This is a genomic window from Chryseobacterium lineare (genome assembly GCF_977014045.1).
This window is the reverse complement of record NZ_CDRNIQ010000001.1, coordinates 3375430-3398281: the sequence shown is the minus strand read 5'-3', so window position 1 is coordinate 3398281 and position 22852 is coordinate 3375430. Positions and strand designations below refer to the sequence as shown.

Annotated in this window: 23 protein-coding genes, 3 tRNA genes and 1 pseudogene; 17 read left to right on the top strand and 10 right to left on the bottom strand. The window is 37.6% G+C overall.

The annotated features are described in order from the left end of the window. Positions 1 to 94: 94 nt before the first annotated feature. Both ACWNCI_RS15245 and ACWNCI_RS15240 read right to left on the bottom strand, forming a co-directional pair. Complete coding sequence (locus ACWNCI_RS15245; RefSeq protein WP_449388955.1) at positions 95 to 979, bottom strand: cupin-like domain-containing protein; 885 nt, start codon at positions 977 to 979, stop codon at positions 95 to 97. A gap of 104 nt (positions 980 to 1083) precedes the next feature. Next, positions 1084 to 1245, bottom strand: coding sequence for a hypothetical protein (locus ACWNCI_RS15240; RefSeq protein ID WP_346983541.1), 162 nt, complete (start codon positions 1243 to 1245; stop codon positions 1084 to 1086). A gap of 111 nt (positions 1246 to 1356) precedes the next feature. Between ACWNCI_RS15240 and ACWNCI_RS15235 the strand changes: the two genes are divergently transcribed. From ACWNCI_RS15235 to ACWNCI_RS15205, 7 genes are all read left to right on the top strand, one after another. Then, entirely contained in the window at positions 1357 to 2238 is an 882-nt protein-coding gene (locus ACWNCI_RS15235; RefSeq protein WP_449388954.1) for a bestrophin family protein, read from the top strand. 62 nt (positions 2239 to 2300) lie between these two features. Further along, positions 2301 to 2831 carry an RNA methyltransferase gene (locus tag ACWNCI_RS15230; protein ID WP_449388953.1) on the top strand — a complete coding sequence of 177 codons (531 nt, stop codon included), beginning with the start codon at positions 2301 to 2303 and terminating at the stop codon, positions 2829 to 2831. 185 nt (positions 2832 to 3016) lie between these two features. Then, entirely contained in the window at positions 3017 to 3667 is a 651-nt protein-coding gene (locus ACWNCI_RS15225) for a CBS domain-containing protein (RefSeq protein WP_042722767.1), read from the top strand. A gap of 7 nt (positions 3668 to 3674) precedes the next feature. Then, positions 3675 to 4541, top strand: a complete 867-nt coding sequence (locus tag ACWNCI_RS15220) for an NAD kinase (protein WP_042722768.1) — start codon at positions 3675 to 3677, stop codon at positions 4539 to 4541. A gap of 70 nt (positions 4542 to 4611) precedes the next feature. Beyond that, positions 4612 to 5682 (top strand): class II fructose-bisphosphate aldolase, encoded by a 1071-nt coding sequence (gene fbaA / locus ACWNCI_RS15215; protein ID WP_346983544.1) that lies wholly within the window; start codon positions 4612 to 4614, stop codon positions 5680 to 5682. Between the two features lie 104 nt (positions 5683 to 5786). Continuing rightward, the gene (gene accD, locus ACWNCI_RS15210; RefSeq protein WP_346983545.1) at positions 5787 to 6641 is read left to right on the top strand and encodes an acetyl-CoA carboxylase, carboxyltransferase subunit beta; all 855 of its coding nucleotides are present in this window, start codon (positions 5787 to 5789) and stop codon (positions 6639 to 6641) included. Positions 6642 to 6695: 54 nt separating this feature from the next. Then, positions 6696 to 7205 carry a DUF6973 domain-containing protein gene (locus ACWNCI_RS15205; protein WP_449388952.1) on the top strand — a complete coding sequence of 170 codons (510 nt, stop codon included), beginning with the start codon at positions 6696 to 6698 and terminating at the stop codon, positions 7203 to 7205. Between the two features lie 5 nt (positions 7206 to 7210). Here ACWNCI_RS15205 and ACWNCI_RS15200 read toward each other — a convergent pair whose 3' ends face one another. From ACWNCI_RS15200 to ACWNCI_RS15180, 5 genes are all read right to left on the bottom strand, one after another. Further along, a complete protein-coding gene (locus tag ACWNCI_RS15200; protein WP_449388951.1) occupies positions 7211 to 8176 on the bottom strand; it encodes an endonuclease/exonuclease/phosphatase family protein in 966 nt (321 codons plus the stop codon). Between the two features lie 36 nt (positions 8177 to 8212). Next, the gene (locus ACWNCI_RS15195; RefSeq protein ID WP_449388950.1) at positions 8213 to 8941 is read right to left on the bottom strand and encodes a rhomboid family intramembrane serine protease; all 729 of its coding nucleotides are present in this window, start codon (positions 8939 to 8941) and stop codon (positions 8213 to 8215) included. A gap of 2 nt (positions 8942 to 8943) precedes the next feature. Then, the gene (gene mutL, locus ACWNCI_RS15190; RefSeq protein ID WP_449388949.1) at positions 8944 to 10731 is read right to left on the bottom strand and encodes a DNA mismatch repair endonuclease MutL; all 1788 of its coding nucleotides are present in this window, start codon (positions 10729 to 10731) and stop codon (positions 8944 to 8946) included. 258 nt (positions 10732 to 10989) lie between these two features. Continuing rightward, entirely contained in the window at positions 10990 to 11829 is an 840-nt protein-coding gene (locus ACWNCI_RS15185) for a YoaK family protein (RefSeq protein WP_346983549.1), read from the bottom strand. Positions 11830 to 11853: 24 nt separating this feature from the next. Then, positions 11854 to 12348, bottom strand: a complete 495-nt coding sequence (locus ACWNCI_RS15180; RefSeq protein WP_449388948.1) for a hypothetical protein — start codon at positions 12346 to 12348, stop codon at positions 11854 to 11856. Between the two features lie 205 nt (positions 12349 to 12553). Between ACWNCI_RS15180 and ACWNCI_RS15175 the strand changes: the two genes are divergently transcribed. The 6 genes and pseudogenes from ACWNCI_RS15175 (at position 12554) to ACWNCI_RS15150 (ending at position 19388) form a co-directional block, all read left to right on the top strand. Further along, entirely contained in the window at positions 12554 to 13483 is a 930-nt protein-coding gene (locus ACWNCI_RS15175; protein ID WP_449388947.1) for a GLPGLI family protein, read from the top strand. Between the two features lie 137 nt (positions 13484 to 13620). Then, a complete protein-coding gene (locus ACWNCI_RS15170) occupies positions 13621 to 13866 on the top strand; it encodes a FeoA family protein (RefSeq protein WP_449389501.1) in 246 nt (81 codons plus the stop codon). Continuing rightward, positions 13866 to 15899, top strand: coding sequence for a ferrous iron transport protein B (gene feoB, locus ACWNCI_RS15165; RefSeq protein ID WP_449388946.1), 2034 nt, complete (start codon positions 13866 to 13868; stop codon positions 15897 to 15899). Before ACWNCI_RS15170 ends, feoB begins: the two co-directional genes overlap by 1 nt. Positions 15900 to 16149: 250 nt before the next feature. After that, positions 16150 to 16494: pseudogene (locus ACWNCI_RS15160) on the top strand (DNA damage-inducible protein D); the annotation flags it as partial. Continuing rightward, positions 16495 to 17877, top strand: a complete 1383-nt coding sequence (gene glmM, locus ACWNCI_RS15155) for a phosphoglucosamine mutase (protein ID WP_449388945.1) — start codon at positions 16495 to 16497, stop codon at positions 17875 to 17877. A 122-nt stretch (positions 17878 to 17999) separates the two neighbouring features. Further along, on the top strand, positions 18000 to 19388 hold the full coding sequence (locus tag ACWNCI_RS15150) for a tetratricopeptide repeat protein (protein ID WP_449388944.1): 1389 nt from the start codon (positions 18000 to 18002) through the stop codon (positions 19386 to 19388). A 58-nt stretch (positions 19389 to 19446) separates the two neighbouring features. On the opposite strand, the gene ACWNCI_RS15145 is transcribed toward ACWNCI_RS15150, so the two are convergent. From ACWNCI_RS15145 to ACWNCI_RS15135, 3 genes are all read right to left on the bottom strand, one after another. Beyond that, positions 19447 to 20337 (bottom strand): DMT family transporter, encoded by an 891-nt coding sequence (locus ACWNCI_RS15145; RefSeq protein ID WP_449388943.1) that lies wholly within the window; start codon positions 20335 to 20337, stop codon positions 19447 to 19449. Continuing rightward, positions 20324 to 20977 carry a leucyl/phenylalanyl-tRNA--protein transferase gene (aat, locus tag ACWNCI_RS15140; protein WP_449388942.1) on the bottom strand — a complete coding sequence of 218 codons (654 nt, stop codon included), beginning with the start codon at positions 20975 to 20977 and terminating at the stop codon, positions 20324 to 20326. Before aat ends, ACWNCI_RS15145 begins: the two co-directional genes overlap by 14 nt. Before the next feature lie 62 nt (positions 20978 to 21039). Beyond that, positions 21040 to 21417: a DUF3127 domain-containing protein gene (locus tag ACWNCI_RS15135; RefSeq protein ID WP_042722786.1), complete on the bottom strand. Its 378-nt coding sequence runs from the start codon at positions 21415 to 21417 to the stop codon at positions 21040 to 21042. A gap of 182 nt (positions 21418 to 21599) precedes the next feature. Here ACWNCI_RS15135 and ACWNCI_RS15130 point away from each other — a divergent pair. The 4 genes from ACWNCI_RS15130 to ACWNCI_RS15115 all read left to right on the top strand — a co-directional run bounded on the left by ACWNCI_RS15130 (position 21600) and on the right by ACWNCI_RS15115 (position 22852). Continuing rightward, positions 21600 to 21681 (top strand) — tRNA-Leu (locus ACWNCI_RS15130). 6 nt (positions 21682 to 21687) lie between these two features. Continuing rightward, positions 21688 to 21763: transfer RNA gene (locus tag ACWNCI_RS15125), tRNA-Gly, on the top strand. A 5-nt stretch (positions 21764 to 21768) separates the two neighbouring features. Then, a tRNA-Leu gene (locus ACWNCI_RS15120) sits at positions 21769 to 21852 on the top strand. A 292-nt stretch (positions 21853 to 22144) separates the two neighbouring features. Continuing rightward, the gene (locus ACWNCI_RS15115; RefSeq protein WP_346983558.1) at positions 22145 to 22852 is read left to right on the top strand and encodes a response regulator transcription factor; all 708 of its coding nucleotides are present in this window, start codon (positions 22145 to 22147) and stop codon (positions 22850 to 22852) included.

The following is a 22852-nucleotide window of genomic DNA, read 5'->3' as shown; positions in this document are numbered from 1 at the left end:
ACCATTTTTCATCAAAAAAACAAAGATGAATTTTTGTGGCACCTTGTAATGTCTACGTGAAATTAAGATATTGTTCATATCCTCAAGATTAAAATTATTCCACCACTTTTGCCCCATCTTGCCGTAAGCCAGCCTTCGAGCTTTTCTCATACGCCCATTTCTGCTTGTAATTCACCCATTTAGCCTTAAAAAGCTTTCTCATCAATTTGTCGGTGTACCTCATAATGAAGACGTGATACAGCATACTTGCAAAAACGTTGGGTTTATTGGGAAGCGCACGGAGAGACATCGAAAATCCCGGCTCCAGATATCTGTTGAAATGCCAGAATGCCCCCGGAATAAAAAGCGCATCGCCATGTTCCATAAAAATTTCATAGCCTCTTGCGTGCTTTAATGCAGGAAACTTTTCGTAATCAGGATTTTCAAAATCCAGGTCATAAACAGTATGAACTGACAACGGAACTTTATACAAAAATGCCGACTGTTTCTGATCAAACAGCAGGATTCTTTTTTTTCCTTCAAAATGAATATGCAGAAAGTCGCCTAAATCTACGTCATAATGCATCAGAACATGCGCATCACTTCCCCCGAAAAACAATGTCGGAAGCCTTTTGAAAAACTTCATGCCCAGATCAGGGTAAGTAAAGTTTTTCAGCAATTCCGGGAGGCGGTCGGTAATGATGTAAAAGAAAATGCGAAGATCTGAGGGTTTAGTCTTGATCGTATCAATATAATCTTTCATTTTCATATGCGTAACCGGAGCATCGGAGCTTTTGGAAGCATCCGCAGGTTTGTTATCATAAAGAGGAACTTCCTGATCTCCCGCCTTTTCACGGATAAAATCAAAATTCCATTGATCAAAGGCATCCCATCTGCTGGCAAAATTTTTGATCAGCAGCGGTTTATGCTTTTTAAAATAATTTTTCTGAAAGTCTTCTTTACTAATATCTGCTACAACATCTACGTTTCCGAGGATCATTTTGGTGTGGTGTTTTTAATTGTGAAATAAAAGTAAGGCTTTTTTGAATTTCAGGAAAATTTTAAAGATAATATCAGTTATCATTTCTAATGCATCAACCTAATTTACCTCAGCAAGTAAATTAACAATGAAATGATTCCTCCAAAAATAACCACCGCACACCCCTGCGGACTCGCGGATTTTCTCTTCCTACCGAATGTACTCACGTAGTGACCACTTACCCATTTTCCGTCTTTTCTGAAATGTCCTTTTCTATAATATCCCATGGTATTAATTTTTTTTAACAAAGAAAAAATGAACGAGGCAATAAAATTTATGGTTTTCCGTAAAACAAAAGTAAAAGTGAAATTTTATATTTGTACGGACTAACCAATCTTATGAGAGTTTACAATACCAAACATTTCCTGAAAATCCTTTTCAGCCTGCATAAAAGCGACACTCTGAAAATCCTTTTTCCGACCATGCTGCTGATAGGCTTATATTCCTGGGGAATAGAATATCTTGAGGTGGAATATCTTCATCTTTCTTCAAAATCGCCCATCAGCAATGTAAGCATGATTCATTCTCTATTGGGTTTTGTATTATCTCTGCTTTTGGTTTTCAGAACCAATACGGCATACGACAGATGGTGGGAAGGCAGAAAACTCTGGGGCAAACTTGTTAACGATTCCAGAAACTTTGCTGTTAAGATTAATACTATTCTTGCCGACGACAGAAAGAGTACTGAACAGATTGCAAGATACCTGAAGTTTTTTCCTCATTTTCTGGCCAAGCATCTTTCAAAAGAATCCACAAGACGCGCTTTGGATGAAGATTATTCCGAAATTGAAGACTATATAAAGCATCACGGACCCAGCGAAATTGTCATTCTCCTGACGCATAAGCTGCACCAACTTAAAAAAGAAGGTAAAATATCCGACATTGAAATGCTGTATCTGGATACCCAGCTTTCGGGTTTTCTGGATGTCTGCGGAGGTTGTGAACGGATTAAGAACACACCAATTCCGTATTCCTATTCTTCTTTTGTGAAAAAGTTTATCATCCTTTACGTATTGGCGTTGCCGATTGCGTATGTGATTTCTATCGGTCTTTTTATGATTCCGCTTACGGTTTTTGTGTATTATGTTCTGATGAGCCTGGAGATGATTGCCGAAGAAATTGAAGATCCTTTTAATAATGATGAAAATGATATTCCGATGGAGACTATTGCACAGAATATAGAGAGAAGCGTTCACCAGATCATGTGTTCAGGGAAATAATTAAATCTGAAACGATCCGGAAATCGTAAATATTTATAAATTAATTTAAATAAAATAGACAATTGGTACAGAAATTAAAACTGGAAGAGCTCAACAGGATTGACGTGGAAACCTTCAAAACCGTTGAAAAAATTCCGTTAATTGTTGTTCTGGATAACATCAGGAGCATGCATAATGTAGGGGCAACCTTCAGGACAGCGGATGCCTTTCTGGTTCAAAAGATTATTCTTTGCGGAATTACGCCTCAGCCGCCGCATCGTGAAATTCATAAAGCCGCATTGGGCGCAACGGAAAGTGTAGACTGGAGCCATGAAAGTGATATTAACACAACCATTTATGATTTAAAATCGCAAGGATTTGAAGTCGTGGGAATTGAGCAGACGACCAACAGTAAGATGATTACAGATTTTACCATTGATCAGTCTAAAAAATATGCTGTCATCTTAGGAAATGAAGTGGAAGGAATCAGTGATGAAGCACTGCCAAATATTGATTCTTTCATAGAAATTCCTCAGTTGGGAACCAAGCATTCTCTGAACGTAAGCGTATGTGGGGGAATTGTAATGTGGGAGTTTGCCAAAGCCCTGAAATGAAAAAACTGCATATGCCTAAGAGACAGTGCAGTTTGAAATAAATCTAATAAAAAGTAAAAATGAAAGGCGACAAAGATACTTTTTTTTTCGTCACGAACAAATTTTAAGTTCATTTTTTTATTTTTTACAGAAAAAAAGTTTGAATTTCAGAAATAGTTTCGTTTAATTTTTTATAAATTAGCACAATGTTTATCAAGGAATATATCTCAAAAGACTTTCCGTGTTTTAGCCTGACTGACTCTATAGAATCAGCAAGGGATACGCTAGAAGCATTTGGATATTCTCATATTTTCATCAAAAAATCCCACCACTTTTATGGAGCCATTGCAGAAGATTTTCTTTATGAGCAAGATGGGATTCTTAAGGATCTTGAACATCAGATCGAGCGGTTCGCCATTCTTGAGGACAACAATATTATGGATAGCATCAGGCTGTTTTATACATTCAATGCCAATGTGATTCCTGTCATCAACAAGAATGAAAAATACCTGGGGTATATAACCTGTGAAGATATCTTTCAGGATCTGTCGAAATATCCGCTGTTTTCAGAATCAGGAGCTATTCTCACAGTTGAAACGCCCGGCAGAAAATACTCGATGACGGAAATCGCCAATATTGTGGAAAGCAACAATTCCAAATTTTACGGAGCCTTTATCAGCCATATGACGGAAGATGTGATCCAGGTAACGATCAAGATCAGCAATGAAAATCTGAGTTCTATTGATGAAACATTCGACCGGTACGACTACCGGATTGTACAAAAGTATTACTCTGATGAAAAATCAGATTTGTTTCAGGACAGGTTCGGGTTTTTCCAAAAATTTATAGAAATATAAAAAACGAATGAAGGCAGCCATATATTCCCAGAAAAAAGATTTAGATACCTTTTTATATTTAAGCAAATTTATTTCCGAGCTTGAAAACAGAGGTGTAAAATCTGTTTTGTATGACGAAATGGCTGAAGCACTACAGTTTTCAAAAATCTTTGAAACCTTCAATTGCAAACAGGATCTGCTGGATAAGGAGATTGATCTTTTCTTTACCTTCGGCGGAGACGGAACCATCGTCAATTCTTTAACCTTTATTGAAGATCTGGAAATTCCTATCGTAGGAGTGAATACCGGAAGACTGGGATTTTTGGCCAGCTTTACCAAAGAAGAAGCATTCAACGAGCTGGATTCCATATTAAAAGGAGATATAAAAACCAGTCGACGCTCAGTGATTGAAGTAATATCACCGGAAATAGAAGATTTTTCTCCATATGCCCTGAATGACGTGACGGTTTCCAGAAAAGAAACCACATCCATGATTACGGTGGATTCTTACATCAACAATGAATTTCTGAATGTTTTCTGGGGAGACGGCGTTATCGTTTCTACACCTACCGGTTCTACTGCCTATTCGTTAAGCTGCGGAGGACCAATTATCTCTCCGAATAACGAAAATTTTGTCATCACCCCTATTGCACCCCACAATCTCAATGTGCGGCCATTGGTGGTAAATGATAAGGTGGAAATAAAATTCAAAGTGGAAAGCCGTGTACCGCAATATTCACTTTCCCTGGACTCGAGGCTGGTACACATCGAAACAGACAAAGAGATCATCATAAAAAAGGCAGGTTTCCAGATCCTTCTGGTGCAGCCGAACAATCTCAGTTTCTATGAAACTATCCGCCAGAAGCTACTTTGGGGAAGAGACAAAAGAAATTAACAATTAAGCAAAAATGATTACCTTTACAGGAATTTTACAAACCCTAATAATTTATATTAAAAAGTAAAACATGAGCAGAATTTTCCCGGCAGGAGTTGCCACAGGTCAATTAGTTACTGATATTTTTCAGCATGCTAAAGAAAATAAATTTGCATTACCAGCAGTAAACGTAATTGGTTCAAGCAACGTAAACGCGGTTTTGGAAACTGCAGCAAAACTAAACTCACCTGTCATTATTCAGTTCTCTAATGGAGGAGCTGCTTACAATGCAGGAAAAGGATTAAGCAATGACGGTCAGAAAGCTGCCATTCTGGGAGCTATCGCCGGAGCAAAACATATTCACACGCTTGCAGAAGCTTACGGAGCAACTGTAATACTTCATACCGATCACTGTGCAAAAAAATTATTGCCTTGGATCGACGGATTGATGGATGCCAATGAAGAATTCTACAAGCAGACCGGAAAATCCCTTTATTCTTCTCACATGCTTGACCTTTCTGAAGAATCTTTAGAAGAAAACCTTGAAACTTCGGCTAAATATTTTGAAAGAATGGCTAAAATGCAGATGACACTGGAAGTGGAAATCGGGGTGACAGGAGGTGAAGAAGATGGTGTTGACAACTCTGACGTTGACAATTCAAAATTATATACTCAGCCTGAAGACGTAGCTTATACCTACGAAAAATTAAGAGCTATTTCAGATAACTTTACGATTGCTGCCGCTTTCGGAAACGTACATGGAGTTTATAAGCCAGGAAACGTAGTTCTTACTCCTAAAATTTTAGATAATTCTCAGAAATACGTTCAGGAGAAATTCGGAACTGCTGCCAAGCCGGTGAATTTCGTATTCCACGGAGGTTCAGGATCTACTTTGGAAGAAATCAGAGAAGCAATTGACTACGGAGTGATCAAAATGAATATCGATACGGATCTTCAGTTTGCCTATACAGAAGGAATCAGAGATTATATGGTTGATAATATCGATTATTTAAGATCTCAGATCGGAAATCCGGAAGGCGAAGAAAAACCGAACAAAAAATTCTATGACCCGAGAGTTTGGGTAAGAAAAGGAGAGGAAACTTTCTCTAAGAGACTTGTTCAGGCATTTGAAGATTTAAATAACGTAAATACGCTTAAATAAATTATAAATTTTGGATTATAGATTTTAAATTGGTGTCCGTATGATTTTTATAGTGACAACTTTTTTAATCTATAATTTAAAATTCAAAATCTAAAATTTTATAAATGGCATTCGAGTGGTTTAAGAGAAAAGCACAAAATATTACGACATCTACTGATCAGAAAAAAGACGTTCCCAAAGGTCTTTGGCATCAGACTCCTTCAGGAAAAATCGTTGAACACGACGAGCTGAGAAGAAACAACTATGTTTCTCCTGAAGATGGCTTTCATGTGAGAATAGGAAGTGCAGAGTTCTTTGAAATCCTTTTTGATGAAGGTAAATTCACAGAATTGGACGCTAATGTTGAAAGTATAGATATTCTGAACTTTAAAGATACCAAACCATACGCAGACCGGCTGAAAGAAGTAAAGGCCAAAACAAAACTCACCGATTCTATCAGAAATGCAGTAGGAACTGTAAAAGGTACTGAAATGGTGGTTTCATGTATGGATTTTGCTTTTATCGGAGGATCTCTGGGGTCCGTAATGGGCGAAAAGATCAGAAGAGCAGTAGATTACTGTATTCAGAAAAAACTTCCGTATATGATTATCTGTCAGTCGGGAGGTGCAAGAATGCAGGAAGCGACTTATTCACTGATGCAGCTGGCAAAAGTACAGGCTAAATTAGCCCAGCTTTCTGAAGCAGGACTTCTGTACATCGCTTATCTTTGTGATCCTACTTTCGGAGGTATTACCGCATCTTTTGCAATGACAGCAGACATCATCATGGCAGAGCCGGGTGCGCTGATCGGTTTTGCAGGACCAAGAGTAATTCGTGAAACGATCGGAAGAGATTTACCGGAAGGTTTCCAGACTTCGGAATTCCTTCAGGAAAAAGGTTTCGTTGATTTTATCGTAAAGAGAACGGAAATCAGAGAAACGATCTCTAAAACAGTGAATCTGTTGACCGTAAAAGCGTAAGAATTTTAACAAAATACAGCAATCTCTCTCTGAACAGGAGAGAGATTTTTATTGATGAGAACTTTCAATATATTTTTCAATACGATCCGGAGTATGAGCATTAAAAAGATCATGCGTCTTTTATCGCTTGTTCTTCTGCATCCTATTTTCTCCCTACTAAGCTTTCATGCGACATTGCAGGCCTACGCCATTGCACAGAAAAAATTTCCGAAAACAGCTTCTACCAATGGAATTGGAAATGCTTTCAGACATGCTTTATGGTGTTGTTTTATTATGATGTATTGCTGTAAAGTTTCGTCACCAGAAAAGGCTCTTGCATTCTGTAAACATCTCACTGATCTTCACGAAGAACTATTTCCCAATAAGCCGCTGGAAACTAAAATGGATCTTCACAACAATAAAATCGGCATGGATTATTTCATGGAATTATTACCTGGAATTCACCGTCAGTTTTTTGAAAAAAGCTTTTTTATCGACGGCTTAGAAAAAAAGATGAAAGATGCCAAAGTTTTAAAAAACCAGGATGATGATTTTGACGGGTTTTTGGTTTACCTGGAAGAATAACGATGTTATTTTTCAAGCTTAAAAGTGGCAATAACCGGAAAATGATCTGAAAGTTTCACGGAACGATCTACATGATAACTCAGCGGCTTTACAGATTCTGAAGAAAAAATATAGTCAATTCTTATTGGGAATTTATAATCATGGAAACTGGTGGCGCTTCCTTTACCTGATTCTACAAAAGCATCCTGAAGACCTTTCAGCAAGTGGTAATATTCATAAGAATTGGGAACCGAATTGAAATCTCCGGACAGAATCACCGGATACGGTGAATTATCAATGCTTTCTCTTATCGAGGATATTTGATCCTGATGCATTTTGAAGGTAGGAATAAGCCTTTTTATTACGTTTTTTACCTTTTGCTCATCTTCTTCGCTGTTGCCGTTAAGCTTTACCATATGTTTTCTAAACTTGAAAGGCTGCAGATATACATTAATAAAACGGTAACCTTTCCCTTTGATCTCAATATCCGTTTGAGAGGCATAGGCATTATTATAAATATAATCGCTTTCAATAAGCTGCTTCTGATCGATAATTCTGTACTTTGAAAAAATCTGGATCACATAACTTTGCGGACCTGCCTGCAATCCTTCGAAGTGATACTTCATTTCACCTCCGTATTCTTGTAGCATAACAATATCGGCATGCTGGCTGTTAACGTATGAATTTATATTATTAATTCCGTAAAGGCCGCCTTTGGCATTAAGTGAAACTATTTTCAGATCAGGAACTTCATTTTTCTGCGGAGAATAATTTACCCATCTCATAACAGGTTTAAAAAACATAAGTCCAAGAAATACAAAAACAAACGCTCTTTTTTTCCAGCTAAATATCCAGAAAAGAGTCAGGATGACATATACAGATATCAATACAGGAAATCCTAAAGAAAGTAGATTGAGCCACGGAAAAGTTTTCGGCGGAACATAAGCATTCAGGAGCATTGCTGCCAGCAGAAAAAAAACTCCTATATGCATAACGAAAAGTATGAGACGTATGACTTTCACAGGATTTTAATTGAATCTGTATAAATGTTTTCTCCAGTTCCTTGCCAGAATCCAGCCTACCAAAGCGCCTCCCACGTGGGCAAGATGAGCAATACCTCCGACATTACCCGAAACACCAAGCCATACCGATCCGATGATAATAATTGGTAATAAATATTTAACCTTCATCGGAATCGGAATAAACATAATTCCGATTTTCGCATCCGGATATAATGTAGCGAAAGCCGCCACAACTCCGAAAATAGCGCCAGAAGCGCCAACCATTGGTACCGTGAGCGATGCATAGAGATTTAAAACCTGTTCATTATATTCATACAGCGAGAAATTACGCGGGTATTTAGTAAGATCCGCTTTCATAAAAATATCTGAAACATTGATATTTGCATTGGTAAGTTCTGCGGTAAGCTGCTGCACTTCATAAAAATTCCAAAGATTAAATAAGAAAAATGCGCCCAATCCGCTTAAAAAATATAAAATAAGGTATCTTTTTTCTCCCAATGCCTGTTCTAAAATAGGCCCAAAACTCCATAAAGTCATCATATTGAAAAGAATATGAGGAATATTGCCATGCATAAACATGTGTGTAATTACCTGCCATGATCTGAAATTGGGAGAAAACGGATAAAATGCAGACAGATAGTAATCTAATTGTGGAAATAAAAGATTCACTGCAATAAATACAATAACATTGATGATGATAATATTTCTCGTAATCGGAGGGATACTGTTAAACATACTTAAAATTTATTTTTAAAATCATTAAACGGAACTTCAAAAAAGCACCTTTTCCCATTCGGTAAAAATTCCGGGAAACCCAGTGCTGTAAAATCTTTGATGAGCTGTTCCGCATCTTTTTTATAGATAAAATCAAATCTTGATTTCGACTGCATTTTACTCCATTGATTCCGATAAAACTGCATGAATTCTTCTTCGGTTTTATATTCCAGAATGTCGAAAAGATTCTCCAGAAACTTCATCACCTGAGTTTCTTTCAGTCCTTCCGGCACCGCATCAATTCTCAGTACGCTTTCATGGGCAATACTCATCTCAAAACCTAATTCAGGAAGAAATTTCTTGATTGATTTATATTTATTCTTTTCAATTTCATTCATATGATATTCCAGAGAGAAAAGCAATGAATGACTGTTGGTCGTTCCTTTTTTTAAAGGTTTTGTACTTTCTGAAACCACCAGCCTGTGCATTCTTCCCAGATCCAGCATCAGGGTTTTATCTCCTTTATTAAAGAGCCAGTAGCCGTTCGGAAGTCTCATCAGGTCTTCATCAAAATCCTCATCTTCAAAAAGATTAATTTTTGAAGGTTCAGCTGAAATATTCTGATGATACATTTCTGCAAGATTCTGAATTTCAGACTGCTTTACGCCTTTTTCTTCCAGAAACGGATTGTAGTCTTTATCTACTATAATTTCCGGCATTTTGATAAATCCACTCCCACCTCCATTACTTTTGCTTGGAAATGTTTTCTGCATGATTTCATCCAGATGAGGATCTTTTTCAAAATCAAGGCTTGGTGCTACGTTATAAATCCCTAATGATCTTTTAATGGTAGAACGCAGCAAAGCAAAGATCAGATGCTCATCTTCAAATTTCACCTCAGTTTTCTGAGGATGGATATTGACGTCAATTTTCTCCGGATCAAGCTCCAGGAAAAGGAAAAACGTCGGAATATATCCCGGCAGCAGCAATCCTTCAAAAGCTTCCTGCACCGCTTTATTGAAATACGGGCTTTTAAAATATCTTCCGTTCACGAAAAGGAACTGCTCTCCCCTCGTCTTCTTGGCGCCTTCAGGTTTAGCTACAAATCCGTGAAGCTTGCACCAGATAATATCTTCTTTAATAGGAATCAGCTGTGGCTGCAGTTTTCTCCCGAAAATATCCACGATACGCTGCATCTGGCTTCCTTTTCTTAATCTGAAAATCGCTTCATCATCATGAAACAGGGAAAATTCAAGATTTTCGTGTGCCAGCGCAACCCTCTGAAACTCATCGATCACATGTCTGAATTCGATATTATTGTTTTTAAGGAATTTTCTTCTGGCAGGAACATTATAAAATAAATTCTTTACTAAAAAATTTGAACCGTCTGCCGTCTGAATGGGGTCCTGAAACTGAAATACTCCGCCTTCTATGTAAATATTGGTTCCTATCGTTGCATCTTTCTGTTTGGTTCTCAGCTCGACCTGGGAAACTGCTGCAATAGAAGCCAGCGCCTCACCGCGAAAACCTTTTGTGGCAATTTTGAAAATATCTTCCGTCCCCCTGATTTTGGAGGTTGCATGTCTTTCAAAAGCCATTCTGGCGTCTGTTTCCGACATCCCTTTTCCGTCATCCACTACCTGGATCAGGTTTTTTCCGGCATCTCTTACAATCAGTTCAATCTTCGTAGCTTCGGCATCGATCGCATTTTCCAAAAGTTCCTTTACAATGGATGCGGGTCGCTGCACGACTTCTCCTGCCGCAATTTGGTTGGCTACATGATCCGGTAAAAGCTGAATAATATCTGACATAAAAAAAGTAAATCAACTTACAAAAATAGGGATTCAGAATAAGAATTGAAACAATAAAACCTTTAATTAAAATTTAATTATCAACATATCAACAGGGTAACCTTACGAACAATTCCTGAAAAACTGCTATCCTAAAGACTTTTTTAAAATACAATCCCCCAATTGCACTACACAATTAGAGGATTGATTCACAGCTAGTTTACACAAAATTAATACTGATATTTATCTCTTTTAAATATAAGTCTTCTTGAACAGGTGTTATTCTTCGAAAATAAGCTTTCGTTTTTTTTCTCCTTTTTGCTTCACCTCGGAAGACCCGTGAATTTTATCATACAGAAAGGCCAGCAGATTAGGCTTTTTATAAATTTTACTATATCTGTATTGGGTATTAAAATGTCTGAGATGAATTTTGTAGGCATCATATCCAATCACGACTAATAAACACAGGCTGATCACATAGAAAACCCGGAATTCCAGATAATAATAAGTGAGCCCTGAAAAGACTGCTCCAAAAACATAGGCAAGCATAATGCTCATCAGGAGTTTGGCTCTTCCTACCAGTTCTCCATTTTTTCTGAATTTTTTCTGGGTAAACATAGAGAAAAGAATTCCCAGGTCGGTCGTAGTCCCTGTAAGATGCGTAGTCTTGACGGAAAAGTTGGAGATACTTGCCGTTAACCCATTCTGCAGACCTGTGGCAAAAAGCATTACCGCCACCAAATACTGAGTTTCTTCAAGGCTTTTCCGATAATAAAACTGTCCGTAGATTCCCACAAACAAAAGACAGGCTATTTCTAGAATCAAAGGCATTGCGTGTGCAAAATATTTACTTTTTTTATTGAAATTAATCACAATAAAATTCGATACAAATCCTCCGAAAAAGAACAGGAAGATCCACAATCCCACTACAGCAACCTGCGCCCAGTTTGCCTTGCTGATTTCTGCTGCCAGAATCGCATAATGCCCCGTCACGTTTGACGTAAATGAGAGGAATATCAACAGAGAAGCAATATTTATAGTACCTGCCGTAAAGGCAGTCAGCGCTCCCAGTCTTATGTTGTCTCCCAACGTCCTGCTGTTACTATAATTCCTTAACATTTTCTTTAATTTTAATTATGATTTTTATGCTTCCGCAAAGATTTCAGCCAGTCTTCCTTTTTCCGGAAGGCGCTCCTGGATCTCAACAGAAATTTCATGACTTTTAAGATCTTTACACTTTTTGATATAGGGAATAAGATCAAATTTCCCCTCCCCTTTACTTTTGATTGACGGCGAATAGTACGCTTCCACAATATTTTCAGCCTTCACATAATTGTTAAATGTTCTCTGGAAACTTCCTGTGAAAATATCACACACAATTTTATTGATCAGGTGTGGATATTTATTTTTAATAATTCCAAAAGCCTCGCAAAATTCCTGCGGACGAAGTTTATTAAAAATTGTGCTTTTCGTATTAAACAAAAGATCCCTGATAGAATCTCCTGTATCATATCCTGAAACCAAAAGAATATTATACTGATTCTGGTCTTCCGAAGCGTCTTTCTCTCTCATTACCTTTTTAAGAATATTCAAAGATTCAAGAGAATAATCCGTGGCTATTAAAATCGTTCTGTTCATATTTTTAAGATTTAGGTTCGTATTTTATCTTTTTCGATGATACAAAACTAAAATGACCATATTAAAAGTTCTTTGGAATGAAATTAAAATGTGATTAAAGAGATTAAAATCACATTAGAATATTGTTTTCTGAAAAAAAGAATACAAAAAACTGTAACAAAAACAGGACATCATTAACTAATACTGTATAAACATCAGAAAAACAATGAAAAAGCTATTTTCAATATTTTTTATCGCTCTTTTTGCTTTAGCAAGCGCTCAGGACAATGATTCCAAAGAAACCGCCAACCGTTTTTTTTATGAGCTTACCTTTAAGCCTAAAAAAGATTCTGCCAAAGTTGAAAAAGTACTGACCGCACTGGATATTGTTAAAGACAGATCCGTTTACAGAGATTACACAGTGATAGGACAAGATTCCATTATCAAAGTTCAGATTGAAGCCATGCAGAAGTCCGGAGTATTCAAAGACCTGTCAAAAACGATCAGGATGCCAAAATTTTCAGAAAAGATTGTAAAGCACTATCCTGATATGAAAGTTCAGTATGTGGAAAGAATAGCAAGCGGTTTTACGCCGATGGCTATTGCATATAATGAAACCATCAAGTTTGACTGGAAGATTTCTAATGAAAAGGAGAAAATAGGACCCTATAATGCTCAAAAAGCAACGGTAGATTTCGGAGGAAGAAAGTGGACAGCCTGGTTCAGCACGGAACTACCCTTCCAGGATGGGCCTTATAAATTTTCAGGATTGCCAGGACTTATTGTAAAAATTGAAGACGAAGGTAAAAATTATTCTTGGGTATTGCAGGGAAATAAAAAGGTTCAGAATTGGGAAGAACTTTCTTATTCTGAAAAAATTTCCAATATGTCTCTGAAAGTAACGGATATGCCAAGAGAGAAATTTGAAAAAACATTTAGTGATTTCAAGAAAGATCCTTTTGCAACAGCCAGACCTATGATGACACAGGAAATCATGTCTAAAACAATTCCGGGAATGGACGGAACCATCGGAGATATGATGAAGAAGCAGGAAAAAATGTACAAAGATTTCTTCAATGCCAACAATAACCCGATTGAAGAACCTTACGAAAAGGTGAAAGTAGGAAAGGTTGAAAAAGTAGGAAGAGCAGATTAACAACATTCATAACTAATTATATTGGATCAACCCAAATGCAAAATTGTATTTGGGTTGATTTCTTTCATACAAACTTGTTATTTAGATTAAATTTAAATAGCGTATATTTGCATACAAAATTTTGGCTCTTGAAAGAGATGGGTTTACATAAATTAAGTGAATTTCCTAAAAACAGGATGGGAAAGATTTTAGGGTATGATAACGACAGCCTTAAAATGCCTAACAAAATCATTGAAATGGGGCTTCTTCCGGAAACGTCATTCAGGATTCTGTATCAGGCGCCCTTCAAAGGACCCATGTATGTGGAATTCGGAGAGGAAAAAAGCCGCATTGCCCTTCGTGAAGAAGAAGGCAACTTTATTATTGTTGAAGAATTGAATTGATGCAGGGAAATCATAAAAAACAGGTGCTTTTAGTTGGGAATCCTAATGTCGGGAAATCAACGGTTTTCAATGCGCTTTGCAACAAAAAGCAGAAGACAGGAAATTATGCGGGAGTGACGGTAGCCAGCCATTCCGGATACTATACGTATAAAAATGAAGAAGTGGAAGTGGTAGATCTTCCGGGATCTTACAGCATCTATCCAAGTTCGGAGGATGAAGCCATTTTTTCAAAATTTGTGATGGATAATCAGAAAGATTATGCCGGAGTCATTTACATTCTTGAAGCGTTAAGCTTGAAAAGAGGCCTGCTTTTATTTCAGCAGATTCAGGATCTTGGGATTCCTATGATTTTGGTGGTTAATCAGATTGACCAGGCTCAGAGACGAGGAATTTCCATTGATATTCAGAAATTTTCAGAAGCTTTAGGGATAAAAATAATTCAGACCAACGCCAAGGAACAGATTGGTATTGAGGAAATAAAAGAAGCTGTTTTACAGAATGATTTCGTTAAAACATCCGTTCAATCCTTCGAAACACCTGCCGAGCATAAAGATTTTATTCAGAAAGTTGCCGCCCACAAAGGTATTGATAATGAATACAAAGCATGGCTGGGTTTATCCTTGGGAACAGATCTTGAAAGAATAAGCTCTGTTGTTGAACAGATCAATGAACCCGACTCAAAAAGCCTGGTTCCGAAAAGACTACAGGTGCAGGAAACCGTAAGAAGATATCAGCATATTGACAAGATATTATCAGATGTTATTTCTAAAAAACCTCAATTTAAGGAGCTATTAACAGAAAAACTGGACAAAATACTCGTTCACAAATTCTGGGGATACGTCGTTTTCATGATGATTTTATTAATCATTTTCCAAAGCGTTTTCTTCCTTGCAGAATATCCGATGAACTGGATTGACGATTTCTTTGCATGGCTTTCCGCATTTACAGGAGAGCATTTGCCTGAAGGACCTTTAAACTCCCTGATCTCCAACGGAATTATTCCGGGAATTGGGGGAATTGTGATCTTTGCGCCACAGATCGGGATTTTATTATATTTCCTTTATCTGCTTGAAGATTCGGGATACATGGCAAGAGTCGTTTTCCTGATGGACAGGATTTTACGTCCTTTCGGGTTAAACGGAAAAAGTATTGTCCCTTTGGTTTCTGGTACAGCCTGTGCAATTCCGGCAGTCATTTCGACGAGAAATATAGAAAATGTAAAAGAACGATTATTAACGATTCTGGTTACACCTTTTATGACATGTTCCGCAAGGCTTCCGGTTTACAGTATTATTATCGGACTAATTATTTCAGACGGAGCATTTTTAGGAATAAAATATAAAGCCCTGGTATTAATGGGAATGTATTTATTAGGCTTTGTAGTGGCTTTATTTTCAGCAGCAATTCTTAATAAATTCATTAAAAATAAAGGAAAAACCTACCTGGTAATGGATCTCCCTACCTATAAAAAGCCCCTTTTCGGATACGATTTTAAAATGGTTTTGGGGAAAGTGTGGGACTTTATTACGGGAGCAGGGAAAATTATTTTCATCGTAAGCATTATCATCTGGTTTTTAAGCTATTTCGGTCCCAAACAAAAGCCGGATCAGTTTGTAGCGACCAACGTCGAGCTTGATCATTCTTACCTTGCCAAAATGGGAAAAGGAATAGAACCGGTAATTGCTCCTCTCGGCTACGACTGGAAAATGGGCGTTGGAATTCTCACCAGCTTTGTTGCAAGAGAGGTTTTTGTGGGAACGATGTCTACGTTATACAGCCTTGAAGATGACGCTCCCGAAGTGAAAGTGATTGATAAAATGAGAAGAGATGTGAAGCCGGATGGCGAAAAAGTTTTCAGCTTTGCGACAGGTATTTCAGTTCTCTTGTTTTATGCGTTTGCAATGCAGTGTGTATCTACGCTTGCAGTAGTCTACAGAGAAACCAAAAGCTGGAAATGGACAGCTTTTCAGGTTGCGATGATGACAGGTTTGGCATATTTTGTGTCCATGTTTGCTTATCAAATATTGAAATAATGGATTCTTCCTTACTATTACAATACGTCATTGTTCTTGTGGTTGTGGCATTTGCCTGTTATTCTTTGTTCAGAATACTTAAAAAGAATTTTGCGCCGAAAAAATTCAGCTCCAAAAGGACAAACTGCGACAAAGATTGCGGTTGTTCATAAAAAAATAATGTTCTTGTGGAAAACTAAACATTATCAGGATTCAGTTTTTACTTATTTTTGTAAAAAATACACAGGAACATATGAAAAAAGAATTTATTTCTAAAGGCGACCAGGCTTTGTTCGGTGGTTTTACAACAAATGATATGAAGAAAAGAATGGGAGTTCCCCAAGCACGTCCACTAGCTGATTTTCTCCCGACATTAACGATAAAAGCCAAAGACTTTGCTGCCGAACTGACCAGTCATAATGTTGTTGAAAAAGATCTGAATGGAGATTCTCAGATTACCGATGAACATATAGAAAATAATTTGGCGGTAAGAAAAATATTAGGAGAAAGAGGCATAAAACCTGAAAGCCTACCCGCATTGGAAGATATCAAAAAAGTGCAGCGGAAACTGGAGGGAGATGAAAAGAAAATTCTAAAACAAACTAAGAAAAAATAAATGTCACTAATAAAAAGTATTTCAGGAATCCGTGGAACGATCGGAGGAAAAGTAAACGATAATCTTACACCGCTTGATGTGGTGAAATTTGCTTCCGCATTCGGAACCTGGCTTCAGAATAACAACAATAAAAAGGACCTTACTCTCGTTATCGGTAGAGATGCGAGAATTTCCGGGCAGATGGTTTCCTCTCTGGTTACCGCAACACTGCAGGGATTGGGAATTAATGTTGTTGATTTGGGATTATCCACCACGCCAACCGTAGAAATTATGGTCCCTGAACTGAAAGCCGATGGCGGAATTATCCTGACAGCTTCCCATAACCCAAAACAGTGGAACGCCCTGAAATTACTCAATAACAAAGGAGAATTCATCAGCGGGGAAAATGGTGCGGAAGTTTTGGCGCTTGCAGAAAGTGAAGATTTCAATTATGCGGAAGTTGATGATTTAGGAAAATATGAAACAAGAGATGATGCTTTTGATATTCATATTCAGCAGATTCTGGATTTACCGATGGTCGATGTGGAAGCCATTAAAGCTAAAAACTTCAAAGTAGTTTTAGATGCTGTTAATTCAACCGGAGGTATTGCCATTCCGATGTTGTTGGATAAGCTTGGTTGTGAAACGGTAAAATTATATTGCGAGCCGACAGGACATTTCCCTCACAATCCGGAGCCGTTGAAAGAACATTTAGGAGACATCTGTGAGCTGGTAAAAAAAGAAGGTGCAGATTTTGGAATCGTAGTGGATCCTGATGTGGACAGACTGGCGCTCATCGACGAAAAAGGTGAAATGTTTGGGGAAGAATATACGCTGGTTGCCGTAGCAGATTATTTATTAAAAAATAAAAACGGGGTTGCCATTTCTAACCTTTCTTCAAGCCGCGCACTGAGAGATGTCACCAGAAATCACAATTCTGAATATTTTGCCAGTGCGGTGGGAGAAGTCAATGTGGTCAATTTAATGAAAGAGAAAAATGCAGTGATCGGCGGCGAAGGAAACGGAGGAATTATCTATCCTGACCTTCACTACGGAAGAGATTCTTTAGTTGGCGTAGCTTTGTTTCTAACACATCTGGCGAAAGAAAACAAAACGGTTTCTGAACTAAGAGCCGGATACCCAAGCTATTTTATGGGTAAAAAGAAAATAGAGCTGACTCCTGAGATTAATGTAGATGATATTTTAACTAAAATGGAAAAAGAATATCAAAATGAAGAGGTATCTACGGTAGACGGCGTAAAAATAGATTTTGAAAACAATTGGGTTCATTTAAGAAAATCGAATACCGAACCTATTATCAGAATTTATACAGAGGCTAAATCACAAGAGGAAGCCGACCGGTTAGGTGATGAGATGATAGCTAAAATCAATAGTTTGATTTAATAAAAGTTACAACCTTTTCATCATTTTAATCGTATTTATTATTAAATTTAAAACTAAGATTTTCAGAAGCGAGTATTTGTACATCTCATATCTCTGGTCTTAAATCTTAAAACTGTTTTATATTGGAAGAATATTTTGGAAATGAACTTGTAAAAAAGTTCGAGGAAATGATGGAAAATAATGATGAATTCTACTTTGATACAGAAGAGTTGGAAGACATTATTGTTTATTATCTGGAGCTTGGAGACTTTAATTATGCAGATACTGCAGTGAATTATGGACTGAAGCTTCATCCCAATTCCTTAGACATCAAGATCAAAAAGCTTGAAATTCTTTTGGAATGGGAAGATTATAATACCGCAAAAGAGCTGATTGACGAGCTGAAAGGTTCTTCTATGGAAAACACAGACTTTTTGGTCTGCTACGCGAAGTATTATTCGAATCTGGGAAACCCGAGAAGATCGATTGACATTTGTAAGAAAGCATTAGAACTGAAAGAAGAAGAAAACTTTCTTCACAACTTTATTGCCGATGAATATGTGAATCTTGGAGATCCTTTTAACGCCCTTAAACACTACAGAAAAGCCCTTAAAGAAGATCCAACCGACGATTATGCGTTGGAAAACTGTATGGTTTGCTTTTCAGACCTGAATAAGAGCGATGAGGCAATTGCCTTTCTGAATGAATATCTGGATGAATATGCCTATTCAGAAATTGCCTGGTTTGAGTACGGACAATTTTACTTTAACAGGAAAAATTACGAAGAAGCCATCAAAGGCTACGATTATTTACTCGCCATCAACTCAAGTTCTGTAGGTGTTTATGCCAATAAGGCAGCCTGCTATGAAGCGTTGGGTGATTATAAAAAAGCGATTGCCGTTTATGAAGAAATGCTTGAATTGGAATACACAAAGGCATTTACATTTTATAAAATAGGACTTTGCTATAAAGCTCTAAAACAACCGATTGTTGCTTTAAATGCTTTTCAGAAATCATTAAGAGAAGACCCTCAGTTTTATCTTGCGATGATGGAGCAATCTTATATTTATGAAGAAATGGGGGGTATGACAGAAGCATTGCATTTTGCAAAAGAAGCGACTCACCTGAATGAAAACAATCTCGATTACCAGAAAAGATTAGCATTTTTGTTCATTGATGCCGGAAAATTTGAGGAAAGTCTTGCCTGCCTTAAAAAGTTGGTGGAAACAGAACCTTCAAGGTTTTATAACTGGTATGCTTATTCTGAAGTTCTGATGTTGCTAGGCGAATATGAGGAAGCCATTTTGGTTTTAAATAATGCTTTAAAATCGCATCACAGAGCGGAATTATACTATCAGCTGAGCAATTGTTATCTCAACCTGAAAGATCAGGAAAAAGGCAATGAAATGCTGCTTCATGCATTGGAGCTGGACCCTACTCTGGTTTCGGATATGCAGAAGAAATATCCTTTTATCAAAGATGAAGTGAAAAAGGTAAAAGCCCGGGTAAAAAAGAAAAATTCTGAAGGGTAATTCAATTTAAACGTAAATCTTTAAACCTACCATAAAATAGTCCCACAGAAAGTGGGATTTATTTTTTTATAACACCAGGTTTACTTCTTAAAAAGATCAGTCCTGCAATAATGATTCCTGCTCCGGCGAACTGCAGAACAGATAATTTTTCGCCATCGAGAATTCCCCATATAATCGCAACAATAGGCATCAATAACGTAACTGTGGAAGCGAATAACGGAGAAGAGACTTTCAGCAAACGATAATTCATCATCATAGCCAGTCCGGTTCCGAAAATCGACAGCAAACTTACAAACATCAGTCCCGTCAGATGATCTTCGTCAAAACTGAAAGTTGAGAAAAATCCCGTAAATGCAAGCGCAATCAATGATGGAAAGAACAATACAAACGAAAAGACAAAAGCTGATAAAACCGTGGAAGAAACCTCCATTAATTTAGATTTTACGGTTGTTGTACTTACTGCATAACACAGGGTAGCCAGCAACAGCAACAAAATAGGAATCAGCTTAAATGTACCGCTTTCCGCATTACCTCCGAAAGCAAGCAGGCAAACGCCGGTAAAGCTTATCAAAGTTCCCGTAATTTGTCGTCTTGTCGTCTCAAACTTCCAGATTAAAGCTCCGACAATGATCACAAAGATCGGCATCATTGAGTTAACAATCCCTGCAATACTGCTGCTGACTTCAGTTTCAGCGATAGGAAAAAGAAACATTGGAATAAAATTCCCCGTGAAAGCAGCCAGCAACAACCATTTCAGATGTTTTCTCGGAAAGAGTTTATATTTTGAAACCGCAATAGGCATCAGGATAATTCCGGCAATAAGCACTCTCAATGCTCCTACCTGATACGGGCTAAAGTGATCAAGAGATTTTTTAATTAAAATAAAAGAAGATCCCCAGATAATACTCAGGAAGACCAGAAGAATCCATTTTTCTCTATCGGTGTTCATTGTTTTTATGTAAAATTTTCAAAAATTCCCGCTTGGGAATCATTTTCGCACCAAGACTTTCCAAATGATCGGTGTGAGACTGGCAGTCAATGAGTTCCAATTTATTTTTATGGGTTTCAACAAAATGGATAAATCCGGCTTTTGAAGCATTGCTTACTTTAGCAAACATACTTTCGCCACAGAAAACATTTCCGATCTGCAGACCATAAAAACCACCTACCAGCTCATCATTTTGCCAGACTTCTATACTTTTTGCTAGGCCGTATTCATGAAGTTTAATAAAAGCTTCCATCAGTTCATCTGACAGCCAGGTTCCGGCCTGTCCGTTTCTGCTGATTTCCTGACAGTTTTTTATAACCGCCCCAAAGTTTTTGTTTTCAGAAAATGTAAAAGTTCCCCGGTTCAGAATTTTCTTCATTGATTTTGATATCTTTATCTCATCAGGAAACAGTACAAACCTCGGATCAGGACACCACCAAAGAATCTCTTCACCCGGATTGTACCAAGGGAAAATACCGTGTTGATAGGCAAACCAAATTCTTTCTACCGACAGATCGCCACCAAAAGCAATTATTCCTTCGTGGCCGTCATACACTTCCGGATCGGGAAAAGAAATCTCATTTTCGTCTAGTCGAATCATTTTTCAGGAAAAAAAATCCCACTTAAGAAAGCAGGATTTGTATTTCAATAGTATTTTTTAATTTAGAAAGGCAAATCGTCATCATCGTCTCCGGCGAAAGGATTTTCATTGGAAACAGAGGATGCAGACTGAGAAGGTGCTGCCTGTGTAGGCTCTGAAGCATTGTCAGAAACTTTCTCGATTCTCCATCCTGTAATCGAATTGAAGTACTTAGTTTCACCTTGTGGAGAAACCCATTCTCTTCCTCTGATGTTGATTCCTACCTTTACATTTTCGCCTTCTTTCAGATTATCCAATAAACTGATTTTATCAGACAAAAATTCTATGTTTATCGGCTGCGGATATTGCTCCTGCGTTAAAATAACCATTTCTCTTTTTTGGAAACCGCTCGCAAAAGTCTGAGCATCAAAAAGTTTCTTTACAGTTCCTTGTAATTCCATATCATATTAATTAACGATGTAAAAGTAATAAAATGAAATGTAATAAAGGGGGTCGGACATAAAAAATGTAAAAATTTTAATTTTTTTTATTGAAAATTTTGGAGGTAAAAGAAATTATTCTATCTTTGCACCACTGAAAACGAGAGAAGTTCTTTAAAATAAGTTCAGAAATAAAAAACAACGCGGATGTGGTGTAATTGGTAGCCACGCCAGACTTAGGATCTGGTGCCGAGAGGCGTGGGGGTTCGAGTCCCTTCATCCGCACAGTTTGCGAAAATAGCTCAGCTGGTAGAGCACAACCTTGCCAAGGTTGGGGTCGCGGGTTCGAATCCCGTTTTTCGCTCCACGCCTGCCCTGGTGGTGGAACTGGTAGACACGCAGGACTTAAAATCCTGTGCCTCTTTTGGCGTGCGGGTTCAAGTCCCGCCCGGGGTACTAAAAAACCTCTGTTACTTCGGTTAACAGAGGTTTTTTGTTTTTATCCATTCACCCGCATTCTTTTTATACTAAAAATTCATATTAGAAGTTTATTAGAATTCTCCTTTAGAAAGTTCGATTTAAATTTTTCTTATCTGTGAATCCATCCGATGTTCATTTATACAATATTCTAAAAATTCTTTTAAGAACATTCAGATCCGAGATACACTCATTATAATTACCATCCAACTTCGATAAGCAATTTTTCTGGTTATTTAATTTTTCTATTTTTGTATAATTCCTTACTCCAATGAAAAAAATCATTCTCATCGAAGACGAAACAAGCGTAGTATCCTTTATCAAAAAAGGACTCCAGGAAAACGGCTATGAAATTTCGGTAGCTTTTGACGGAAAAACAGGCGTTCAGATGGTGGAGTCGAGCGATTTTGATCTGGTGATTCTGGATATTATGCTCCCGGAAATGAACGGTCTTGATGTCTGCAAAGAAATCCGGAAGACCAATCAACATGTTCCGATCCTTTTTCTGACGGCGCTCGGAACTTCGGAAAATATTGTGCTGGGACTCGAAAACGGAGGCGACGATTATCTTGTAAAACCTTTCAAATTCATTGAATTAGTCGCTCGTGTGAAATCGCTCTTAAGGAGAAGCAGCAACGGAAGTAATCCGGAAATTCCTGAGCCTGAAGTAGACCAAGAACATATCTACCAGTTTTCAGATCTTATTCTGAATGATTATACTAAGAAGGTTACCCGAAACAATGAAGAAATCTCGCTTACCTCAACAGAATATAAACTGCTGATGTATTTCCTGAATAACCCTGAAAAGGTGATTTCCAGGGCGGAAATTCTGGATGCTGTATGGGGCGTTAATTATGAACTGGGAACTAATGTTGTAGATGTTTATGTTAATTACCTAAGGAAAAAGCTGGACAATCAGGAAGATAACAAACTCATCCATACCGTTATAGGAATGGGATATGTTTTAAAAAAGCCATAA